Here is a 13071-nt window from a genome sequence, read left to right as displayed (position 1 = left end):
ACCACGCGTCACCGCGCCACGCCGCGCCGCTACGGAGCGAGGGCTTTGCGCAGCCGCGCCTCGTCCACACGCCAGAAGGTGTGCTGCGCCCCGTCCACCAGCACCACGGGGATCTGCTCCCAGTAGGCACGGTGAAGCTCTTCATCCTCGGTGATGTCCTTGTGTTCCCAGGGGACCCCGAGATCCCCACACACCTTCTCCACCACTTCTTGTGCGTCATCACACAGATGACAACCAGGCTTCCTGATGAGCGTGACCAGCCGCTCCGAGGGTGCCTTCCGCGTCGTACGGCGCCCACCGCGCCGGAACATGGAACTCATACGGGTCATTCTCCCGCCACCCGCGCGGCCCGGAGGCGCCGGTCGGACGTCTTCTTTAACGGCTCGGTCGCGGAGAGTTCACAGCCTCGCATCCTCTCGACTCCGGAAGCTCCGAACAAACTGGCTATGCTCACGACATGGCCGCTCTCGGATGGCTCACTCCCCGTAGGCGCTCCGCCACCGCGCGGAGCGTGTTGGCAGGCGAGGCCTCGGCGGAGGCAGCGCGCAAGTCCTCCCAGGAACTGGAGGACCTAGCCCACGACGCCGCGCCCGACGCCGACGCGCCCGACCGGGAACCGGAGTTCCCGGTCCTCGGCGACGAGAAGGCCGCGGCCTTCTTCGACCTCGACAACACCGTGATGCAAGGCGCCGCCCTCTTCCACTTCGGCCGGGGCCTGTACAAACGGAAGTTCTTCGAGACCCGCGACCTCGCCCGATTCGCCTGGCAGCAGGCGTGGTTCAGGCTGGCCGGCGTCGAGGACCCGGAACACATGCAGGACGCCCGTGACTCGGCACTCTCGATCGTCAAGGGCCACCGGGTCGCGGAGCTGATGTCGATCGGCGAGGAGATCTACGACGAGTACATGGCCGAACGCATCTGGCCCGGTACGCGCGCCCTCGCCCAGGCCCACCTGGACGCGGGCCAGAAGGTCTGGCTGGTCACGGCGGCCCCCGTGGAGATCGCCACGGTGATCGCCCGCCGGCTGGGTCTGACCGGTGCGCTGGGCACGGTCGCGGAGTCAGTGGACGGCGTCTACACGGGCAAGCTCGTGGGCGAGCCCCTGCACGGCCCGGCGAAGGCGGAGGCGGTGCGCGCGCTGGCCACCGCGGAGGGCCTGGACCTGTCCCGCTGCGCCGCCTACAGCGACTCGCACAACGACATCCCCATGCTGTCCCTGGTCGGCCACCCCTACGCGATCAACCCGGACACGAAACTCCGCAAACACGCTCGTACGTTCGAGTGGCGTCTGCGCGACTACCGCACGGCCCGCAAGGCCGCGAAGGTCGGCATCCCCGCCGCGGCCGGAGTCGGCGCCGTGGCCGGCGGCACAGCCGCCGCCATCGCCCTCCACCGCCGCCGCCGCTGACCCCCCGGGCTACGCCCCACCCCCGGCCGTCTGCAGTCTTTCGACCACCGGCCGGTGGGGGCTCGGCGCGCAGTTCCCCGCGCCCCCAAGGCGGGGCTACGCCCCGGATCCCCCGCCCGCCCGACGTTCTTCGGCCGCCGGCCGGTGGGGGCTGGTCGCGCAGTTCCCCGCGCCCCTAAAAACCTCCAGCCCGTCCGGCGTGTGAGGACGAGGCCGTTCGGGCCTACGGGGGCTGGGGCGCAGCCCCGCCCCCCAGGGGCGCGGGGAACTGCGCGCCAAGCCCCCACCCACCCGCAGACAAAAACCCACCCGGGGGTCTGGGGGCGGAGCCCCCGGGGACGGGATGGGACGGGTAGGGGCGGCGGGGGCGAGGAAAGCGGCCCAGCGCACCCCGCCGGGAGTCGGCCAATCCCCTGTCCTACCCCCGCGGCCCCCCGCCCAGTCACCCCACCCCCACACGGCCACAACACGCCCCACACCCAGACGGAACCCGAACCCATCCGATCAACAATCGGTCACTGTCCGGCACTTGATCAGGCGTCAATCGGTTACAGAAGCGACGTAATCGATGATTTGAGCAACTCGGTGTAGCGCTGCCTGTACGAAGCGTTATTCTCCTCAGACGCAAACCGGTACCCCTCCGTCGCTACGACGGGTGAACGGTCCCGCACTGCACGTGATGGAAGCTCTGCCTCTGGGAGTCCCGTGTACTCACACGTCGGGGTTGACGCCTCGGGCCTGGCTACGCTGCGCGCAACGGTCCTGGACCGCTTGCGCGGCTTCGTCCCCACCGCGTACGCCGTCCCCGCCCTCGCCGCCGTCCCCGCGCCCCTCGGCCCTTGCTACGCCCTGGCCGAGGGCAGCGCGGCGGTCGGCAGACGAGGCCGCTCGGGCTCGGCCGCCACGCCCACCGCACGCCGCCCGGCCGCAGACAGCGACAGCGCCCGGATGATGGATCTCGTCGAGCGCGCCCAGGCCGGCGAGGCCGACGCCTTCGGCCGCCTCTACGACCAGTACAGCGACACCGTGTACCGCTACATCTACTACCGCGTCGGCGGCAAGGCGACCGCCGAGGACCTCACCAGTGAGACGTTCCTGCGCGCCCTGCGCCGCATCGGAACGTTCACCTGGCAGGGCCGCGACTTCGGCGCCTGGCTGGTCACCATCGCCCGCAACCTGGTCGCGGACCACTTCAAATCGAGCCGATTCCGACTCGAAGTGACCACCGGCGAAATGCTCGACGCGAACGAGGTCGAGCGAAGCCCCGAGGACTCCGTCCTGGAGTCACTGTCGAACGCGGCCCTGCTCGACGCCGTACGACGGCTCAATCCTCAGCAGCAGGAGTGCGTCACCCTGCGCTTCCTGCAAGGGCTCTCGGTCGCCGAGACCGCCCGGGTGATGGGCAAGAACGAGGGCGCGATCAAGACCCTCCAGTACCGAGCCGTCCGCACCCTGGCACGGCTCCTCCCGGACGACGCCCGCTGAAACCCGTACGAACACCGGCCCGTACGAACGCCCCAGCGATCCCACACACTCAGTGACGCTCAACTCACCTTCCGTGAAAGTCCGTTGACTTCGCGGTCCGATCATCCGTCGTCCGTAACCCAAGTGCCGCGACGCTCGTTGTGCGGGATACAGGCTCCCTGTGGTCACGACCCGGCCATCGCCGATCACTCGATCGTGTGGATGCGCTCGGGGCGTGCAACCCTCAGGACCCCCTGGGGAGTCGACCGTCTTGACGAGAGGAGGTGCCGCCAGTGATCGCGAACGTATCGGCACACCGGCGGGCGAACGCCTTCGCCCTGGCCCTGGAGGAGCAGTCCGACCAGGGCACGGCGGCCGAGCAGCCCGATGGATCGGCACCGTCCCAGGCTGCGTCGGAACAGACCGAGCAGGGCCTGCTGTTGGCCCTCACCACCGGTCTCGGCGAGCTGCCCAAACCGGAGCTGGACCCCGAGGTCAAGGTCGTGCAGCGAGCACAGCTCGTGGCAGCGATGGAGGCCATGCTGCTGGAAGGCACCGCCGCGGGGGGCGAAGGTCCGGACCGTTCCGTGCCCGAGCAGCGCTCGCACCGGGCACGGGGCGCACACCGGGCGACCGGACTGGGGAAGCTGCGACCGCGTTCGCGTTTGTCCAAGGGCCTGGCCGCGGGCGGGCTCACCGTGGGCGTGGCCGCGGGAGCCTTCGGCGGCGTGGCGGCCGCCAGCTCCGACGCCCTGCCCGGTGACTCGCTCTACGGGCTCAAACGAGGCATGGAGGACATCAAACTCGGCCTGGCCCACGGCGACAGCGACCGCGGCGAGCTCTACCTCGACCAGGCGTCCACACGCCTGAGCGAGGCACGCCGGCTGATGGAGCGTGGCCGCTCGGGCCACCTCGACCACGAGTCACTGGGCGAGATCCGCCGCGCCCTGTCCGGCATGCAGCACGACGCCTCCGAGGGCCACCGCCTGCTGTACGAGGCGTACGAGCGGGACGGTTCGCTGGGCCCCATCCAGGCCCTGTCCGCCTTCGCCCAGTCGCACCGCGAGGCCTGGGGCGCACTGCGCGACCGACTGCCCGTCCAGCTCGGCGACGTCAGTCAGCAGGTCTCGTCGGTGTTCGCCGCCATAGACGAGGAGGTCGACCCGCTGCTCCCGGGAGCCCCGGCGAAGGAGGGCACGGGCCGTCACCGGGGTGCCAGTTCGGACGCCCCCGGCTCGTCGTCCGGCACGGACCGTCCGGCGCCCAGCGCCAGCAGCGGCTCCACCACCGGCAGCCACAGCAGCGGCAAGCCGAAGCCGTCCAGCTCCAGCAGTACCGGCGAGGGTCTGCTCGGCGGCACCACGGGCGGTCTCCTGGACCCGCCCAAGGACACCACCAGCTCGTCCCCGTCGGCCGGCAAGTCCAGCCCGACGAGCGGCGCGCCGGACGTCACCCTGCCGCCGCTGCTGCCCGGTCTCCTGCCGGGCCTGGGCATCAACGGCGAGGACAGCAGGTAACTCCGCTACGTGGCTGGGGGCGCCCTTCTCAGGAAGGGCGCCCCCAGCCACGTACGTCCGTCGCCGGTGGAACGTCCGGCGGAACATCCGTCAGAAGAAGACCGACCGGCGCTGCACCAGCAGCTTGTACAACGTGTGCTGGATCTGCTCCCTAACCTGGTCCGTCAGGTTGAACATCAGCATCGGGTCCTCGGCGGCCTCCGGCGGATAGCCGTCCGTGGGGATCGGCTCGCCGAACTGGATCGTCCACTTCGTGGGAAGCGGGACGGCGCCCAGCGGACCCAGCCACGGGAAGGTCGGCGTGATCGGGAAGTACGGGAAACCCAGCAGCCGCGCCAACGTCTTCGCGTTGCCGATCATCGGGTAGATCTCCTCCGCGCCGACGATCGAGCACGGAATGATCGGGGCGCCCTGCCGCAGAGCCGTCGACACGAACCCGCCCCGGCCGAAGCGCTGGAGCTTGTAGCGCTCCCCGAACGGCTTGCCGATGCCCTTGAAGCCCTCCGGCATCACACCGACCAGCTCACCGCGCTCCAGGAGCCGTTCGGCGTCCTCGGCGCAGGCCAGGGTGTGCCCGGCCTTGCGGGCCAGCTCGTTGACCACCGGCAGCATGAAGACCAGGTCGGCCGCGAGAAGGCGCAGATGGCGGCTCTCGGGGTGGTTGTCGTGGACGGCGACCTGCATCATCAGGCCGTCCAGCGGGAGGGTGCCCGAGTGGTTGGCGACGATCAGCGCGCCGCCGTCGGTCGGGATGTTCTCGATGCCCTTCACCTCGACCCGGAAGTACTTCTCGTACAGCGGCCGGATCAGGGACATCAGGACCTGCTCGGTGAGCTCCTGGTCGTACCCGAAGTCGTCGATCTCGTAGTCACCGGTGAGGCGCCGGCGCAGGAAGGCGAGACCACCGGCGACGCGCCGTTCCAGCCCGCCGCTCACCCGCGCCTGTGACGTCGACGGCGCGTTGTTCGGCGTCGACGGCTGAGGCGGCTGTTCCTCACGCGTCACAGGAACATCATCCTGCGGGAAGGCCCGGCCAGGCAGGGGCTGGACCTCACGTACCACCACGGGATCGCCCTTGCGCCGGCTCCCCGCGGCCCGCCGCCGCGGCGGGCGCTGCACAGCACCCCCGCGCGACCGGTCGTCGTCGAACGGAATGACCTTGGCGTCCGCCATCGTCGATGCGCTCCTCAGTTGGCGCTCAGTGTCGGGGGGTGGCCGCCGCCCACGAAACGCAGCGCGGCGATCCGGTCGACGGCCCCCGCGAGGGCCTCGGGGGGCAGGAGTCCGGGCCCCCGGCTGCGTGCGAAGTCCGCGAAGGTCTCCGCGGTCGAGTATCTCGGTTTGTAGCCCAGCGTCTCGCGCATCTGGTTAGTCGACACGACCCTGCCGTGGGTGAGCAGCCGCAGCTGCTCCGGCGAGAAGTCCGTCACGCCCAGGGTACGCACCGCCGTGCCCGCCCAGCTGAGCGCCGGCAGCAGCAGAGGCACCGTGGGGCGGCCCAGGCGTCGAGCGCACTGCGAGAGCAACAGGACACCGTCTCCGGCGATGTTGAAGGTGCCGCTGTTGAGCGTGCCGCGCTGTGGGTCGTGCGAGGCGATCCGCAGGACCTCGATCACATCGTCCTCGTGCACGAACTGCAGCCGCGGGTCGTAGCCGAAGACGGTCGGCAGCACCGGCAGCGCGAAGTACGAGGCGAGCGGCGAGTCAGCGCTCGGCCCGAGGATGTTCGCGAACCGCAGCACGCACACGGCGACGTCGGGCCGCCGCCGCGCGAAGCCACGCACATACCCCTCGACCTCCACCGTGTCCTTCGCGAAGCCGCCGCTGGGCAGCGACTTGGGCGGGGTGGTCTCGGTGAACACGGCCGGATCTCGCGGCGCGGACCCGTAGACGTTCGTACTGGACTTCACGACGAGCCGCTTGACCGACGGGGACTTCTGGCAGGCGCCCAGCAGCTGCATGGTGCCGATGACGTTGGTCTCCTTGACCGTCGTCCGGCTGCCGCCACCCAGCGCGATGCCCGTCACGTCCATGTGGACGACCGTGTCGACGGAGTGCTCGGCGAGCACGCGGGCGATCGTGGGCTGGCGGATGTCGGCCTGGACGAACTCGGCCTCGCCCAGATGGTGCTCGGGCAGCACCGCGTCCACGGCGATCACCCGGTCCACCTGAGGGTCACGCTGGATCCGTCGTACGAACCGGCCTCCCAGCTGACGGGCCACTCCGGTGACGAGCACGACCTTCCCCAAGATCAGCGCCTCTCTTCCCGTTCTGGACGTGAGCCGACGTAGCTCTGCTCGTACCCTGCCGTGTTCCCCGTGTGCCGCCAACCTAGCGGGTTGATGTTGCGCTGTGATGACCACCCGATGCACGAAGTGACGACAGCCACGAACGTACGATCAGACCAAGCCACACGGCACATGGGCGTATGCACAGCATCGCCCTCCGGGGCCCTGGCGCAGGAGACGCGCGCCCGCTCCCCACGGAAAGTACCCGCTCTGGGCGAAAGCCGCCGCGACGACGGAGGCCGGTACGCCGAGAGCCTGGCCGGAAAACGGCTGTGGCCCCCCACCGGCCGGTGGGGGGCCACAGAGCGCGCCGTTCGCAGCGCTCGCACAAGCGCAAGGACGAGCCCCGCGATGCGGGGCACGGTCTTACTTCTTGTTGCGACGCTGAACGCGAGTGCGCTTGAGCAGCTTGCGGTGCTTCTTCTTGGCCATCCGCTTGCGCCGCTTCTTGATAACAGAGCCCACGACTACCCTCGCTCACTTCTCTTTACTCGGTGCTGGGCTGCATGGGCCCATACGACCTATGAGGGGCCAGCCTACCCGTCCGAGCGCTGAGGTCGTAATCGAGGGGATCCGAGTGGATTCCCGAGGCGACCACAAGGGTCTCTCGGGAACCCCTCGAAGCAACCGTCAGGCTGTCTCCACCCCCACATAGCTCTCGCGGAGGTACTCGTGAACCGCTTGCTCCGGCACCCGGAAGGACCTCCCCACCCGGATCGCCGGCAGATGACCGCTGTGCACCAAGCGGTACACGGTCATCTTCGACACTCGCATCACCGAGGCGACTTCCGCCACGGTAAGGAACTGAACCTCGTTCAGAGGCCTCTCGCCAGCTGCAGCCATGACACACCTGAACCTTCCGCACTCGACGGCCACCGGCTTCCCCTTCCGGTGACTCTTCGTCGTTGCGTGCTCACTCCCCAATGTAGGGGCGGGTGATGCGAGTGGGGAAGAGGAGATGGCATCGGCCGCCTACTGTGACAGACACGCTCGATTGAGTACATAGCGAGTAAGCGGTCGGTAGTAATCAGACCGCACAGCGTCATCAAGCGGAACGACGACGGACACCCGCCCCTCTGCCTCTCCGACGAAGAGCGCAGGATCGTCCGTATCGGCCAGCCCCATGGCCTCGAACCCCAGCTGACCTGCTCCGCAGACCCAGCCGTGGTCCCCGATGACGAGTTCCGGGAGCGGCCCGCCACCCTCCGCGGCGGCCGCCAGAACGGTCCGAACCGGCAGCGGTGAGTGGGTATGTGCGCCGGTCGCACCACCGGGGGCTTGCGCGCCGGGTTCGCGTACCAGCGCGACACCTTGTACGTAGTCAAGGTTGTACGTGCGTAGGCCGAACCGGGTCGTTATGTCGACAGAGCTACCCTGCGCGGGGGTGAGGACGGTACATCCCGCCGCCGACAGGGCGTCCGCAAGGGCGGCGTAGAAACCGAGCAGACGGTGCGGGTGACCGGTCCCGAGGAGTACCGGCTCGCGCCTGCGGGCCGCCGTTCCGAGTCGCGCCGCGAAGGAATCGAGCGCGACCAGAGTCCGCTCAGGGTCGATCACATCATGCCCACTCGTGTGCGCCGGATCGGCCGAAACTCCACACTTGTCGGCCATCAACTCGATCAGGTCCCGCTGCTCCCACGTCCACTCGGGATCGAGCCCGAGCAGCACCCGGGGATCGCGGGCCGCGAAGAGCCGATAGCTCCGCAGACTCTCCTCACGCGAGGTGGCAACGGGCCCGGCCAACCGGGCCGCCAGCAGGTGCGCACGTAATGCTCCGGTGCTCAACACGACAGCGATGCTGACGCACATACCCCCCCTTCACCCCGAATTTCCCGAAAACGCCCCACAGTTGGCGTAATGCACACTCTGGCCCCTATCCCCCGACAGAGCCCCAGACGGAAAGAAGGCCGAACGCACCAGGACACCCAGGACGCAGCCCCAGACGGGGTACGGGAACACGGCCGCCGCGGGGGTCCGGGACGGAGCCCGGCCGGGGGCCGGCCTCGGGGGTGCGGGGGTGCAGCCCCGCAGGGGATCCGCGGGCAGGCCTCGGGGATCCGGGGCGCAGCCCTCAGGGGGTGTGGCGCAGCCCACAGGGGGTGTAGGGGCGCAGCCCCGCCGAGGTCGAAAGGGCGCAGCCCCCAGGGGGTCCAGGGACGCAGCCTCGCCAGAGATCCGGGGGCGGAGCCCCGCAGGGGGTGCAGGGGCGGAGCCCCTCCGGGGGTCCGGGGGCGCAGCTCCCAGGGGGTGCAGGGGCGCAGCCCCGCCGGGGTCGAAGAGGCGCAGCCCCTCCGGGGGTCCGGGGGCGCAGCCGGGGTGCAGGGGCGCAGCCCCGTCGGGGTCGAAGGGGCGGAGCCCCTGGGGATGGGTCGGGTAGGGGCGGCGGGGGCGAAGAAGGGTCAGGGCAGAAGGCCTCGTAGGGGGAACACCGCGCGGCGCGTCGCGACAATCGCCTGGTCGAGACGGTCGGCCGGGTCATACCCGGACTCCCACCCCTTCCAGGACACGGGCCACCGCCCGTCCGTCATCCGCACGGGCGCCAACTGCCGCGTACGAGCGAAGACCTCCTGCCGCCAGCTCTCGGGAATCACCGTCTCGGGATCGATGGGCCGCCCCGCCGCGACGGCGACCAGATGCGTCCACGACCGCGGCACGACGTCCACGACCGCGTACCCGCCCCCGCCCAACGCGACCCACCGCCCGTCGGCGTACTCGTGCGCCAGGTCGTGACAGGCGACCTGCACGGCCCGCTGCGCGTCGAGCGAGACGGCCAGATGAGCGAGCGGGTCCTCGAAGTGGGTGTCGGCACCGTGCTGGGTGACCAGTACCTGCGGCCGGAACTCGGCGACGAGCTCAGGCACCACGGAGTGGAACGCCCGCAGCCACCCCGCGTCCCCGGTCCCGGCCGGCAGCGCGACATTGACGGCGGAGCCCTCCGCCGAGGAGCCCCCCGTCTCCTCCGGCCACCCGGTCTGCGGGAACAGTGTCCGCGGATGCTCGTGCAGCGAGATCGTCAGAACCCGGGGGTCCTCCCAGAACGCCGCCTGCACCCCGTCCCCGTGATGCACATCGACATCCACGTACGCGACCCGCTCGGCCCCCAGCTCCAGCAGCCGCGCGATCGCGAGCGAGGCGTCGTTGTAGATGCAGAACCCGGACGCCCCACCCGGCATCGCATGGTGCAGCCCACCCGCGAAGTTCACCGCGTGCAGCGCGTCCCCGTGCCACACCGCCTCCGCCGCCCCGACCGACTGCCCGGCGATCATCGCCGACACCTCGTGCATTCCCGCGAAGGCGGGATCATCCATGGTCCCGAGCCCGTACGAGGCATCCGCGGCCCCCGGATCCACCGACGCGGCCTTGACCGCCTCGACATAGTCCTCACGATGCACGAGCCGCAGCGTCGACTCCCCGGCCGGCTTCGCCGCGACGACATCCACCTCCCGATCGAGCCCGAAGGCATCGACCAGTCGCCGGGTCAGCGCCAGCCGGACCGGATCCATCGGATGGTCCGGGCCGAAGTCATAGCCCGTTACTGCCTCGTCCCACATCAGCTGTGCGCGGCCGCTCATGTCCGTCACCGTATCGGTCCGGTTCGGGCGCGAACGAGCGGGCGTACCCCAAGGTCGCCAAGACCAACACCATCGGTACAAGCATGGCGCCCCGGTAGTTCCAGGCGTCGCCCAGCGCCCCCACCAACGGAGAACCGATCAAGAACCCGACGTAATTGAAGATGTTCAGCCGTGCGATGGCAGCGTCCGAAGCCCCGGGAAACAACCGTCCGGCCGCCGCGAACGTCTGCGGCACCAGCACACACAACCCCAGCCCCAGCAACGTGAACCCGAGCATCCCGACCCACGCCCCCGGCGCCACCGCCACCACCGCGAACCCCAGCGCCGCCACGACCGCCCCCAGCCGTACGACGGCCACCGCCCCGAACCGCCGCACCCCGAAGTCCCCGACGGCCCGCCCCACCAGCGTCATCACCATGTAGACGTTGTAGGGAACGGTCGCCAACTGCTCCGAACTGCCCAGCACATCCTGCAGATACTTCGCACTCCAGTTTGAAACCGTCGAGTCCCCGATGTACGCGAACGTCATCACCAGACACAACGGCAACAGCAGCCTGAAGACCAGGGCCCCACTCTTGCCACCGGCATCGGCCTCAAGACCAGGGGCGGCGTCCCCGTCGACGTACCACCGACTCCCCACGAACGCCGCCGGCAGCAGCACCAGCACCACCGGCAGATAGGACACGAAGAGCGAGAGATGCCAGTGCGCCCCCACCCACGCCAGCGAGGCGCCCACGATCCCGCCCAGGCTGTACGTGGCGTGGAAACCGAGCATGATGCTGCGCCCGTACGTCCGCTGGAGACTCACCCCGAGCATGTTCATGGACGCGTCGAGCGCGCCGACCGCGAGCCCGAAGGCGCCGAGCGCGACCGCCAGTTCGACCAGCCGGTCCCCAGACCCGACCCCGAGCAGCGCCAGGAGCACGACGGGCTGGGACCAGCGCAGCAGCCGACTGGGCCGTATTCGCTTCACCAGCTGTTCGGTCGTCACGCTGCCGACCCCGGCGAGGATCGGCACGGCGGCCAGGAACGCGGGCAACAGCGCGTCGGAGACGCCGTACCGGTCCTGGATGGCCGGAATGCGCGTCACGAGCAGGGCAAAGGTGGCGCCCTGAGCGAAGAAGCTGAACGCCAAAGAGGCCCTACCGCGCCGCAGCACATCTGTCATGGCGGCGAGCGTAGGGCCCAGGCATACCGGTGGGTAGATCCAGCCGAAGATGAATTTTGCTCAACTCTTCGGCTGGACGGTCCCGGCGACCTCGTTCTCCAGCAGCTTCTCCATCGGAACGACCGCCAGCTGCCCACCGACCAGGATGGCCACCGCGATCGCACCGACCATCACGACCGTGCCCAGCCAGACCATCGTGTCGACCGGCAGGGTGTACGCGCCCACGACCCGCGCGACGCACTCCCCGAGCAGCGCCACGCCCCAGACCAGGGAGAAGGTCCGCTCGGCCTTCCGGAACCGCGGGGAGCCGGCCGCCAGTCGGTCCCACGCGGCGCTCTTCGCCGCGTCGCCCTTGATGAGGAACGGCTTCATGCCCGCCGTCATCATCGGCCTGCCGAGCTTCACGGACACCAGGATGCCGATGCCGACCGCGCTGCTGACCCCGCTGTCCTTGGCCAGCATCAGCCGCGGGTCACCGGCGACGAGGCTGAGCGCCAGCCCGACGACGTTGACGAACAGAATGAGCCCGGCCAGGGCGTTGGCCTTGCGCTCCTTCACCGCGCCCCACACGGTCCGCACCGCCGGCACCACGCTGCTCCAGCCGAGGGCCGCCATGGTGCTCATGCCGAACCCGTTCTTGAGGAGGTAGTACGACCCGACGGGCACCGCCACGTCGAGAATCAGCGGCAGGAAGCTGGGCCTGGCGGCGGCATCGGCGCTCGTGGCGGCCGGTGCCTCGACGGTGGTCGCTCCAGTGCTGGTCTCGATGGCCGTGATGCTCATGATCGGGTCCCTCCGTCGTCGCTGTGTACGTCCCGTTCCGATGTACTCAGCTTCGCGGTCGGACCCCACTCGCCAACAGAAACGATCGTCCGGAGCTCGGCGTGACAAATGTCAGTGCCGCGCCATGGATGCCGTCATACGAGCAGGTCAGCCAACTCGCCCAGCTCGGAGAAGAGTTGAGTGGCACCGGTGAGCTTGGCGGCCGGCGTCATGGCGGTGAACCCGTACACGTCCATCCCCGCGGCGTTCGCCGCCCGCACCCCGAGCGGACTGTCCTCCACGACGACACAGCGCTCCGGCGCCACGCCCATCCGCTCGGCCGCGTAAAGAAACAGATCGGGGGCCGGCTTGCCCCGCCCCACATCCTGCGAACTGAAGACACGCCCCTCGTCGAACCATCGGTCGAGCCCGGTCTTCCGATGCCCCACCCGGATCCGCTCATGGCTCCCGGAGGAGGCCACGCAGTACGGGACCTCGTCCGCGGCCAGCTTCTCCAACAACTGCACGGCGCCGGGAACGGGTTGCAGCTCCCGCTCGAAGGCGGCGAACACCCGCCCGTGAAAGACGTCGTCGAAGTCCTCCGGCAGCCGCTGCCCGCTCCGCTCCTGGACGAGCTCGTGGATGCGGTGCATGGCAGACCCCATGTAGTCGCGGATGGACTCCTCGCACGAGGTCGGATGCCCGAGTTCGGTCAGATAGGCGGCCAGGATCGTGTTGGAGATCGGCTCACTGTCCACGAGGACGCCGTCATTGTCGAAGATCACCAAGTCATAGCGCATGACAAAACACTAGACCCCCGAACGCAGAAAACCCCCGTACCGATTTCCCGGTACGGGGGTTCTCCCTACAATTAGTTCGGCGGCGTCCTACT

13 protein-coding genes are annotated in these 13071 nt (G+C 69.6%); 3 read left to right on the top strand and 10 right to left on the bottom strand.

What is annotated here, in order from left to right; all coding sequences use genetic code 11:
• Window positions 1-29: 29 nt before the first annotated feature.
• Window positions 30-329 carry a glutaredoxin family protein gene (locus KVT44_RS21785; RefSeq protein ID WP_217568212.1) on the bottom strand — a complete coding sequence of 100 codons (300 nt, stop codon included), beginning with the start codon at window positions 327-329 and terminating at the stop codon, window positions 30-32.
• 128 nt (window positions 330-457) lie between these two features.
• On the opposite strand from KVT44_RS21785, the gene KVT44_RS21780 reads away from it, so the two are divergent.
• From KVT44_RS21780 to KVT44_RS21770, 3 genes are all read left to right on the top strand, one after another.
• The gene (locus tag KVT44_RS21780; RefSeq protein ID WP_217568211.1) at window positions 458-1408 is read left to right on the top strand and encodes an HAD family phosphatase; all 951 of its coding nucleotides are present in this window, start codon (window positions 458-460) and stop codon (window positions 1406-1408) included.
• A 705-nt stretch (window positions 1409-2113) separates the two neighbouring features.
• Window positions 2114-2893 (top strand): ECF subfamily RNA polymerase sigma factor, BldN family, encoded by a 780-nt coding sequence (locus KVT44_RS21775; protein WP_054230018.1) that lies wholly within the window; start codon window positions 2114-2116, stop codon window positions 2891-2893.
• Window positions 2894-3165: 272 nt separating this feature from the next.
• Window positions 3166-4389: a DUF5667 domain-containing protein gene (locus KVT44_RS21770; protein WP_217568210.1), complete on the top strand. Its 1224-nt coding sequence runs from the start codon at window positions 3166-3168 to the stop codon at window positions 4387-4389.
• Window positions 4390-4479: 90 nt separating this feature from the next.
• Here KVT44_RS21770 and KVT44_RS21765 read toward each other — a convergent pair whose 3' ends face one another.
• From KVT44_RS21765 to KVT44_RS21725, 9 genes are all read right to left on the bottom strand, one after another.
• Entirely contained in the window at window positions 4480-5562 is a 1083-nt protein-coding gene (locus KVT44_RS21765; protein ID WP_099921299.1) for a lysophospholipid acyltransferase family protein, read from the bottom strand.
• 14 nt (window positions 5563-5576) lie between these two features.
• Window positions 5577-6638: an NAD-dependent epimerase/dehydratase family protein gene (locus KVT44_RS21760; RefSeq protein ID WP_054230021.1), complete on the bottom strand. Its 1062-nt coding sequence runs from the start codon at window positions 6636-6638 to the stop codon at window positions 5577-5579.
• A 405-nt stretch (window positions 6639-7043) separates the two neighbouring features.
• A complete protein-coding gene (locus KVT44_RS21755) occupies window positions 7044-7142 on the bottom strand; it encodes an AURKAIP1/COX24 domain-containing protein (RefSeq protein ID WP_003948845.1) in 99 nt (32 codons plus the stop codon).
• Between the two features lie 165 nt (window positions 7143-7307).
• A complete protein-coding gene (locus KVT44_RS21750) occupies window positions 7308-7520 on the bottom strand; it encodes a helix-turn-helix domain-containing protein (RefSeq protein ID WP_004984898.1) in 213 nt (70 codons plus the stop codon).
• A gap of 129 nt (window positions 7521-7649) precedes the next feature.
• Window positions 7650-8465: a phosphatase gene (locus tag KVT44_RS21745; protein WP_054230024.1), complete on the bottom strand. Its 816-nt coding sequence runs from the start codon at window positions 8463-8465 to the stop codon at window positions 7650-7652.
• A gap of 611 nt (window positions 8466-9076) precedes the next feature.
• Window positions 9077-10249 carry an acetoin utilization protein AcuC gene (locus KVT44_RS21740; RefSeq protein ID WP_099921300.1) on the bottom strand — a complete coding sequence of 391 codons (1173 nt, stop codon included), beginning with the start codon at window positions 10247-10249 and terminating at the stop codon, window positions 9077-9079.
• On the bottom strand, window positions 10200-11417 hold the full coding sequence (locus tag KVT44_RS21735; protein WP_217568209.1) for an MFS transporter: 1218 nt from the start codon (window positions 11415-11417) through the stop codon (window positions 10200-10202). The genes KVT44_RS21740 and KVT44_RS21735 overlap by 50 nt, the downstream gene beginning before the upstream one ends.
• 60 nt (window positions 11418-11477) lie before the next feature.
• Window positions 11478-12200 (bottom strand): VC0807 family protein, encoded by a 723-nt coding sequence (locus tag KVT44_RS21730; protein ID WP_254649707.1) that lies wholly within the window; start codon window positions 12198-12200, stop codon window positions 11478-11480.
• Between the two features lie 134 nt (window positions 12201-12334).
• Window positions 12335-12979 carry an HAD family phosphatase gene (locus KVT44_RS21725; protein ID WP_217568208.1) on the bottom strand — a complete coding sequence of 215 codons (645 nt, stop codon included), beginning with the start codon at window positions 12977-12979 and terminating at the stop codon, window positions 12335-12337.
• Window positions 12980-13071: the final 92 nt, after the last annotated feature.

This window comes from Streptomyces sp. GbtcB7, from assembly GCF_019091445.1.
In the GTDB taxonomy this organism is placed as follows: Bacteria; Actinomycetota; Actinomycetes; order Streptomycetales; family Streptomycetaceae; genus Streptomyces; species Streptomyces mirabilis.
This window is presented reverse-complemented; position numbering and strand designations above follow the sequence as displayed.

What these genes read in the sequence shown, in the direction of transcription:
- KVT44_RS21725 (WP_217568208.1), bottom strand. Translation starts at nt 12,979, where the DNA reads ATGCGCTATGACTTGGTGATCTTCGACAATGACGGCGTCCTCGTGGAC.
- KVT44_RS21730 (WP_254649707.1), bottom strand. Translation starts at nt 12,200, where the DNA reads ATGAGCATCACGGCCATCGAGACCAGCACTGGAGCGACCACCGTCGAG.
- KVT44_RS21735 (WP_217568209.1), bottom strand. Translation starts at nt 11,417, where the DNA reads ATGACAGATGTGCTGCGGCGCGGTAGGGCCTCTTTGGCGTTCAGCTTC.
- KVT44_RS21765 (WP_099921299.1), bottom strand. Translation starts at nt 5,562, where the DNA reads ATGGCGGACGCCAAGGTCATTCCGTTCGACGACGACCGGTCGCGCGGG.
- KVT44_RS21780 (WP_217568211.1), top strand. Translation starts at nt 458, where the DNA reads ATGGCCGCTCTCGGATGGCTCACTCCCCGTAGGCGCTCCGCCACCGCG.
- KVT44_RS21785 (WP_217568212.1), bottom strand. Translation starts at nt 329, where the DNA reads ATGACCCGTATGAGTTCCATGTTCCGGCGCGGTGGGCGCCGTACGACG.
- KVT44_RS21740 (WP_099921300.1), bottom strand. Translation starts at nt 10,249, where the DNA reads ATGAGCGGCCGCGCACAGCTGATGTGGGACGAGGCAGTAACGGGCTAT.
- KVT44_RS21750 (WP_004984898.1), bottom strand. Translation starts at nt 7,520, where the DNA reads ATGGCTGCAGCTGGCGAGAGGCCTCTGAACGAGGTTCAGTTCCTTACC.